The sequence below is a fragment of the Xenophilus sp. genome, from assembly GCF_044462705.1.
Lineage (GTDB): Bacteria > Pseudomonadota > Gammaproteobacteria > Burkholderiales > Burkholderiaceae_C > Xenophilus > Xenophilus azovorans.
The window spans coordinates 1-6,803 of the sequence record NZ_JBIQNC010000236.1 but is presented as its reverse complement, the minus strand read 5'-3'; the positions used below and the strand labels follow the sequence as shown (position 1 = coordinate 6,803).

General features: G+C 70.4%; 10 protein-coding genes. 6 read left to right on the top strand and 4 right to left on the bottom strand.

All coding sequences use genetic code 11. The annotated features are described in order from the left end of the window. Positions 1 to 374: LuxR C-terminal-related transcriptional regulator (locus ACIY1X_RS23285; protein WP_399685232.1), on the top strand; the 374-nt coding region annotated here is incomplete at its 5' end. Between the two features lie 28 nt (positions 375 to 402). Here the strand turns inward: ACIY1X_RS23285 and ACIY1X_RS23280 are convergent. Continuing rightward, on the bottom strand, positions 403 to 819 hold the full coding sequence (locus ACIY1X_RS23280) for a response regulator (protein WP_399685229.1): 417 nt from the start codon (positions 817 to 819) through the stop codon (positions 403 to 405). A gap of 233 nt (positions 820 to 1,052) precedes the next feature. Here ACIY1X_RS23280 and ACIY1X_RS23275 point away from each other — a divergent pair, with 233 nt between their 5' ends. Further along, positions 1,053 to 1,208 carry a hypothetical protein gene (locus ACIY1X_RS23275; RefSeq protein ID WP_399685228.1) on the top strand — a complete coding sequence of 52 codons (156 nt, stop codon included), beginning with the start codon at positions 1,053 to 1,055 and terminating at the stop codon, positions 1,206 to 1,208. A gap of 9 nt (positions 1,209 to 1,217) precedes the next feature. On the opposite strand, the gene ACIY1X_RS23270 is transcribed toward ACIY1X_RS23275, so the two are convergent. The 3 genes from ACIY1X_RS23270 to gpmA form a co-directional block, all read right to left on the bottom strand. After that, positions 1,218 to 1,979, bottom strand: coding sequence for a HesA/MoeB/ThiF family protein (locus tag ACIY1X_RS23270; protein WP_399685225.1), 762 nt, complete (start codon positions 1,977 to 1,979; stop codon positions 1,218 to 1,220). 84 nt (positions 1,980 to 2,063) lie between these two features. Beyond that, positions 2,064 to 3,506 (bottom strand): S41 family peptidase, encoded by a 1,443-nt coding sequence (locus ACIY1X_RS23265; RefSeq protein WP_399685223.1) that lies wholly within the window; start codon positions 3,504 to 3,506, stop codon positions 2,064 to 2,066. Positions 3,507 to 3,615: 109 nt separating this feature from the next. Continuing rightward, entirely contained in the window at positions 3,616 to 4,359 is a 744-nt protein-coding gene (gpmA, locus tag ACIY1X_RS23260; RefSeq protein WP_399685221.1) for a 2,3-diphosphoglycerate-dependent phosphoglycerate mutase, read from the bottom strand. Between the two features lie 75 nt (positions 4,360 to 4,434). On the opposite strand from gpmA, the gene ACIY1X_RS23255 reads away from it, so the two are divergent. From ACIY1X_RS23255 to ACIY1X_RS23240, 4 genes are all read left to right on the top strand, one after another. Beyond that, positions 4,435 to 4,842 (top strand): rhodanese-like domain-containing protein, encoded by a 408-nt coding sequence (locus tag ACIY1X_RS23255; protein ID WP_399685219.1) that lies wholly within the window; start codon positions 4,435 to 4,437, stop codon positions 4,840 to 4,842. A 12-nt stretch (positions 4,843 to 4,854) separates the two neighbouring features. Then, on the top strand, positions 4,855 to 5,121 hold the full coding sequence (gene grxC / locus ACIY1X_RS23250) for a glutaredoxin 3 (RefSeq protein ID WP_399685217.1): 267 nt from the start codon (positions 4,855 to 4,857) through the stop codon (positions 5,119 to 5,121). Between the two features lie 184 nt (positions 5,122 to 5,305). After that, complete coding sequence (gene secB / locus ACIY1X_RS23245) at positions 5,306 to 5,770, top strand: protein-export chaperone SecB (protein WP_038210882.1); 465 nt, start codon at positions 5,306 to 5,308, stop codon at positions 5,768 to 5,770. 19 nt (positions 5,771 to 5,789) lie between these two features. Continuing rightward, positions 5,790 to 6,803: NAD(P)H-dependent glycerol-3-phosphate dehydrogenase (locus ACIY1X_RS23240; protein ID WP_399685214.1), on the top strand; the 1,014-nt coding region annotated here is incomplete at its 3' end.

Genomic DNA, 6,803 nt, shown 5'->3' with positions numbered 1-6,803 from the left:
AGCACTACGCCATGAACCTGATCCGCCAGGGCGCCAGCGGCTACCTCAACAAGGAATGCGAGCCGATCGAGATCGTCAACGCCATCCGCACCATCGCGCTGGGCAAGCGCTACATCACGCCCGCGGTGGCCGAGCTGCTGGCGCGGCAGCTGGAGCGCAAGGACGACGCGGCGCCGCACGAGCAGCTCTCGGAGCGGGAGTTCCAGGTCTTCCTCAAGCTGGCCAAGGGGGAGACGGCGGGGGAGATCGCCAAGACGCTGTCGCTGTCGGTCAAGACGGTCAGCACCTACCGCACGCGGCTGATGGAGAAGATGAACCTCTCCTCCAACAGCGACCTGACCTACTACGCGCTGAAGAACAAGCTGATCGACTGACGCGGGACACCGCACCTCTTTTGGGCCTTCAGGCGTCGGCGCCCCGGGCGGCGTCGGGCGACGGACTTGCCTGGCCATGCGCGAGGCAGAACTCCACCAGCGCGTCGATCTCGTTGGATTTGTCGAACACGGCATCCACGCCCAACTGGGCGCAGCGCCTGCGGATGTCCGGGGTGGCGTAGTTGCTCAGCACCACGACCTTCTGGTTGGGCTGCCGGCCCATGCAGGCCTGCAGCACGCCCAGCCCGCTGCCCTGCTTGAGGAAGAGGTCGACGATGGCCAGTTGCCAGGTGCCGGCGTTCTCGTCGAGCCAGCGGCGTGCCTCCTGCTCGGTCTCGGCGAAGCCGATCGCGCTCACGTGGGTCAGCTCTTCCAGCGTGCCCACGAGGTTCTCGCGGATGGTCTGGTTGTCTTCCACGATGTACGTGTGAAGCCGCCCGATCATGGCACGCGCTCCGGTGCTGATTTCCTCTTCAGGTACGCAGAAAGACCCCATCGCCACCACCGAGAACACATGGCGTGGATGCTACCGAGGCCCTGCCGGGTTGCAATGCAAGCGCGCATGGCTTGAAGTCGTAGGAGACCGCCGACAACGCGGGCTCCGGGATCCGGGTAGGCTCTGCCGGATGGGACGGAAAGCGTGCCCGTCCACGGCGTTCAATCCATCCAGGAGCGGTGATGAGGAAAGGGTTCGGCATCTTCGTCCTCGCCAGCGTGCTGGCGCTGGTGGCCGCCGTCGTGGTGATGCACGGCGAGGCGGGCCCGGCCGAACTGCGCTGGCTGAGCGGGGCCGCGGAGGCCGGCGCCACGCCCGCCGCGGGCGTGAGCCCCTGAGAATTCCCTTCAGCCCGGATGCCGGTGTCCGCACACCGGGCAGCCGGGATCGCGCGCGACCTGCAGCGTCTCGAAGCGGCTGCCGCGGCCGTCGAACATGAGCAGCCGCCCCGCCAGCGATTCGCCGATGCCGCCGGCCAGCAGCTTCAGCGCCTCGTGCGCCTGCAGCGTGCCGATGGTGCCGACCACCGGCGCGAACACGCCCAGCACGGCGCAGCGCGTCTCCTCGAAGGCGGCATCGGGCGGGAAGAGGCACGCGTAGCAGGGCGAGGCGTCGCCGCGCAGGTCGTACACGCTCAACTGCCCGTCGAAGCGGATCGCCGCGCCGGCCACCAGCGGCCTGCGGTGGCGCACGCAGGCGGCGTTGATGGCGTGGCGGGTGGCGTAGTTGTCGCTGCAGTCCAGCACCACGTCGGCTGTGGGCACCAGGCGATCGAGCAGGGCGGCGTCGGCGCGCGCGACCTCGGCGGCGACCTGCACCGCCGGGTTGATGGCGGCCATGGCGGCGGCGGCCGAGGCGACCTTGGCCTGGCCGACACGGGCGGTGGTGTGGGCGATCTGGCGCTGCAGGTTGGTCAGGTCGACCTCGTCGTCGTCCACCAGCGTGATGCGGCCCACGCCGGCGGCCGCCAGGTACAGCGCCACGGGCGAGCCCAGGCCGCCGGCGCCGATCACCAGCGCATGCGCCGCGGCCAGGCGCTCCTGGCCGTCGATGCCGAATTCCTCCAGCAGGATGTGGCGCGAATAGCGCAGCAGTTGCTCGTCGTCCATGGTGGCTTGGCGGCGCGGGCCCTCAAAGCGCGATCGGCCTCCCGGGGGAGGCCGATGCGGCGCGGGCGGGCGAGGACGCCGTCCTCAGTTGTCCTTCTTCTCTTCCTTGTTCTCGACGATCACCTGCGTCTTGCTCACGACCACCGTCTGGCCCTTGAGCTGGTTCAGCGCCTGGATCAGCGGGAAGTCCTTGTCGGTGCCGAACTCGGGCGTCTTGCGGTCCTGCGGCGGCTTCTTGGCCTCTTCCTCCAGGCGCTTGCGGGCCTCGTCGCGCGCCTTCTCGCGCTCCGGGTCCTTCACCTCGGGGCCCTGGCCGCTGGACAGGTGCTTCTCCAGGTCGGCCTCGCGCATGCGCAGCGCGGCGTAGGGACTGCCCTCGGCGCTCTCGTCCACCAGCACGTTGGGCACGATGCCCTTGGCCTGGATCGAAGCACCGCTGGGCGTGTAGTAGCGGGCGGTGGTGATCTTCAGGCCGGTGTCGGGGCCGAGCGGGCGCACCGTCTGCACCGAGCCCTTGCCGAAGGTCTGGCTGCCCATGACGGTGGCGCGCTTGTGGTCCTGCAGGGCGCCGGCCACGATCTCGCTGGCCGAGGCCGAGCCTTCGTTGACCAGCACCACCAGCGGCACCGTCTTGAGCGCCGCCGGCAGGCCGCGCAGCGGATCGGAGCCGGCGCGGCGCTGGTAGTCCTCGGGAATGGCCTTGTAGACCTGCTTGCTCTCGGCGAGCTGGCCGTCGGTGGTGACGACGGTGGATTGCGCCGGCAGGAAGGCGGCCGACACCGCCACCGCCGCGTCGAGCAGGCCGCCCGGGTCGTTGCGCAGGTCGAGCACCAGGCCCTTGAGGTTGGGCTCCTGCTTGTAGATCTCCTCGGCCTTCTTGACGAAGTCGTCGACCGTGCGCTCCTGGAACTGCGAGATGCGGATCCAGCCGTAGCCCGGCTCGATCACCTTGCCGCGCACCGACTGGGTGCGGATTTCCTCGCGCGTGATGGTCACCGGGAAGGTGCGGCTCTCGTCCTTGCGGAAGATGGTCAGCAGCACCTTGGTGCCGGCCTCGCCGCGCATGCGCTTGACGGCCTCGTTCAGCGTCAGGCCCTTGACCGCGGTGTCGTCGATCTTGGTGATCAGGTCGCCCGTCTTCAGGCCCGCGCGGAAGGCCGGCGAGCCCTCGATGGGCGAGACGATCTTGACCAGGCCGTCTTCCTGCGTGATCTCGATGCCCACGCCGACGAAGCGGCCGGTGGTGCCCTCGCGGAATTCCTTGAAGGCCTTCTTGTCGAAGTACTGCGAGTGCGGGTCCAGCCCGGCGACCATGCCGGAGATGGCATCGGAGATGAGCTTCTTCTCGTCCACCGGCTCGACGTAGTCGCTCTTGATCATGCCGAACACCGCGGCGAGCTGCTGCAATTCTTCCAGCGGCAGCGGCGCGAGCGCGCCGCGCGCCACCGTCTGCAGCGATACGGTGGTCAGCGCACCGGCCACGGCGCCCGCGGCGACCCAGCCGGTGATCTTCAGTTTCTGGCCCATGGGGTTCCTTCTGGCGACCTGTTCAGGTCAATATACACAGCTTGGAAACAAGTTCGCGACCGCGGTTCCGTAGCCCCGCGCAACGGTCGGACGTATCCGGCGCCCGGCCTCAGGCCCGGCCCTGCGAGGCCACCGCCGCAGCGGCCTTCTCGGCGGCCGCCGCGTCGCCCAGGTAGTAGTGGCGCAGCGGCTTGAGGTCGTCGTCCAGCTCGTAGACCAGCGGGATGCCGTTGGGGATGTTCAGGCCCACGATGTCGCTGTCGGAGATGCCGTCCAGGTACTTCACCAGCGCCCGGATCGAGTTGCCGTGCGCTGCCACCACGATGCGGCGGCCGGCGCGGATGGCCGGCGCCATCGACTCGTTCCAGAACGGCAGCACGCGCGCCACCGTGTCCTTCAGGCACTCGGTCAGCGGCACCTGCTCGGGCGAGAGCTTGGCGTAGCGCACGTCGCCGCGCTCGCTGCGCGGGTCGCTGGGCTCGAGCGCCGGCGGCGGCGTGTCGTAGCTGCGGCGCCAGACCAGCACCTGCTCGTCGCCGTATTCCTTGGCCATGTCGGCCTTGTTCAGGCCTTGCAGCGCGCCGTAGTGGCGCTCGTTCAGGCGCCAGGAATGGATCACCGGCAGCCAGGTGCGGTCCAGTTCGTCCAGCACGTGCCACAGCGTGCGCGTGGCGCGCTTGAGCACGCTGGTGTAGGCCACGTCGAAGTCGTAGCCCTCGGCCAGGAGAAGCCGGCCGGCCTGCCTGGCCTGCTCGATGCCGGTGGGCGTGAGGTCCACGTCCGTCCAGCCGGTGAAGCGGTTCTCGAGATTCCAGGTCGACTCGCCATGGCGGATCAGCACCAGTTTGTGCATGGAGGCCTTTTCGTTGGAGGAAGGGAAAACGCGGCATTTTAGAATTGCCGGCTTTGCCACTCCCGAGCGCCCCCTGTGAAATTCCTTGTCGACAACTGGGTCCTGATCCTCATCGCCCTGAGCTCCGGCGGCATGCTGTTCTGGCCGATGCTGCGCGGCGCCGGCCAGGGCAGCCTGTCGGTGCAGGGCGCGGTGCAGCTCATCAACCGCGAAAAAGGCGTGCTGGTGGACGTGCGCGACCCCCAGGAATATGCCGCCGGCCACCCGGTTGGCGCACGCAACCTGCCGCTGGAGCAGTTCGAGGCGAAGCTGCCCGGCGCCGTCAAGAACAAGGGCGTGCCGCTGCTGCTGATCTGCGCCGGCGGCAACCGCGCGTCGCGTGCGGTGGCCATCGCCAAGAAGCTGGGCTACGAGAAGGCCCAGGCCGTGGCCGGCGGGCTCAAGGCGTGGAAAGAGGCTAACCTGCCCGTCGAGAACACCTGAGAGCCCAGCGCCATGCAATCCGTCAAGATGTACACCACCGCGGTCTGCCCGTACTGCATCCGCGCCAAGCAGATCCTCCAATCCAAAGGGGTGGAGCAGATCGAGGAGATCCGCGTCGACGCCGACCCCGCCGCCCGGCAGCAGATGATGGAACTCACCCGCCGCCGCACCGTGCCGCAGATCTTCATCGGCGACACCCATGTGGGCGGCTGCGACGACCTGATCGCCCTGGACGGCCGCGGCGGGCTCGAGCCCCTGCTGCAGGGCGGCGCGGCCTGAGCGCCCCCAGGGCCGGGCTGCGCCCGGTCCGTCCCCCGACCCCCGAGGGGGACAAGAAGACTCGGGAGCGGCCCGGCGTCTTCTTGAGACCCGCAGGCGATAATCCGCGATTCACCCTTCTTCGGGCGCGCCGCGCAGCCCCAGGCTGCCGCGTCCCGATCCCTCCGACCGACACAGACACACCATGGCCGACCAGCAAGCCGCAGACCCCGTATTCCAGATCCAGCGCGTGTACCTGAAGGACCTCTCGCTGGAGCAGCCGAACTCCCCGGCCATCCTGCTGGAGCAGACCCAGCCCACCGTCGACATCCAGCTCGGCGTGGAGGCCCAGAACGTGGCCGAGGGCATCTTCGAGGTGTGCGTCTCGGCCACCGTGCAGACCAAGATCGACGACCGCACCGTGTTCCTGGTCGAGGCCAAGCAGGCCGGCATCTTCGAGATCCGCAACCTGCCCGACGACCAGATGGGCCCGATCCTGGGCATCGCCTGCCCGCAGATCGTCTACCCCTACCTGCGCGGCAACGTGGCCGATGTCGTCCAGCGCGGCGGCTTCCCGCCCGTGCACCTGGCCGAGATCAACTTCCAGGCCATGTACGAGCAGCAGCAGGCGCAGGCGGCCGGCGAGGGCGTGCCGGCCAACGCCCAGTAACACCGCTTCCGCGACGCCGATGCGCATCTGCGTGCTCGGCGCCGGCGCCTGGGGCTCGGCGCTGGCCATCAGCGCCGCCAGCCACCCCACGGCGGCACACGGCGTGACCCTCTGGGCGCGCGACGACCGGCAGGTCGCCGCGATGGCCCAGGCGCGCAGCAACGCGCGCTACCTTCCCGACATCCCCTTCCCGGCGGCGCTCGAGGTGCGCGGCGGCGCGCCCGAGGCGCTCGCGCAGGCGGCCGACCTGGTCATCGTCGCCACCCCCATGGCGGCGCTGCGCGAACTGCTGGCGGCGCTGCACGCGCTGCGCATGCCGGTCGCCTGGCTGTGCAAGGGCGTGGAGCCGGCCGGCGGCGCCGGGCAGGGCCTGCTGGCGCACGAGGTCCAGGCGCAGGTCGCGCCGGGACTGCGCTGCGGCGTGCTCAGCGGCCCCAGCTTCGCGCAGGAGGTCGCGCGCGGCCAGCCCACCGCGCTGGTGGCGGCCAGCGCCGACGCCGGCGTGCGCGACGCGCTGGTCGCGGCCTTCCACGGCCCCACGCTGCGCGTCTACGCGAACGACGACCTGGTCGGCGTGGAGGTCGGCGGTGCGGTCAAGAACGTGCTGGCCATCGCCACCGGCCTGGCCGACGGGCTGGCGCTGGGGCTGAACGCGCGCGCCGCGCTCATCACCCGCGGGCTGGCCGAGATGACCCGGCTGGGCGTGGCGCTGGGCGCGCGGCCCGAGACCTTCATGGGCCTGTCCGGCCTGGGCGACCTGGTGCTCACCGCCACCGGCGACCTGTCGCGCAACCGGCGGGTGGGCCTGCTGCTGGCCGAGGGGCGCACGCTCGCGCAGGCGGTCGAGTCGCTGGGCCACGTGGCCGAGGGCGTCTACTGCGCTCGCACCGTGGTGCAGCGGGCCCGCCACCTGGGCGTGGACATGCCCATCGCCGAGGGCGTGGTGGCGCTGCTGGACGGCCGCCTCGCCCCGGCCGACGCCGTGCGGGCGCTGATGGAGCGCGAGCCGGGCGCGGAGATCGGCGCCGGCGGC

Excerpts from the sequence above, each read along its gene's own strand:
- ACIY1X_RS23280 (WP_399685229.1), bottom strand. The coding sequence starts at position 819 with ATGATCGGGCGGCTTCACACGTACATCGTGGAAGACAACCAGACCATC.
- ACIY1X_RS23275 (WP_399685228.1), top strand. The coding sequence starts at position 1,053 with ATGAGGAAAGGGTTCGGCATCTTCGTCCTCGCCAGCGTGCTGGCGCTG.
- ACIY1X_RS23270 (WP_399685225.1), bottom strand. The coding sequence starts at position 1,979 with ATGGACGACGAGCAACTGCTGCGCTATTCGCGCCACATCCTGCTGGAG.
- ACIY1X_RS23265 (WP_399685223.1), bottom strand. The coding sequence starts at position 3,506 with ATGGGCCAGAAACTGAAGATCACCGGCTGGGTCGCCGCGGGCGCCGTG.
- gpmA (WP_399685221.1), bottom strand. The coding sequence starts at position 4,359 with ATGCACAAACTGGTGCTGATCCGCCATGGCGAGTCGACCTGGAATCTC.
- grxC (WP_399685217.1), top strand. The coding sequence starts at position 4,855 with ATGCAATCCGTCAAGATGTACACCACCGCGGTCTGCCCGTACTGCATC.
- secB (WP_038210882.1), top strand. The coding sequence starts at position 5,306 with ATGGCCGACCAGCAAGCCGCAGACCCCGTATTCCAGATCCAGCGCGTG.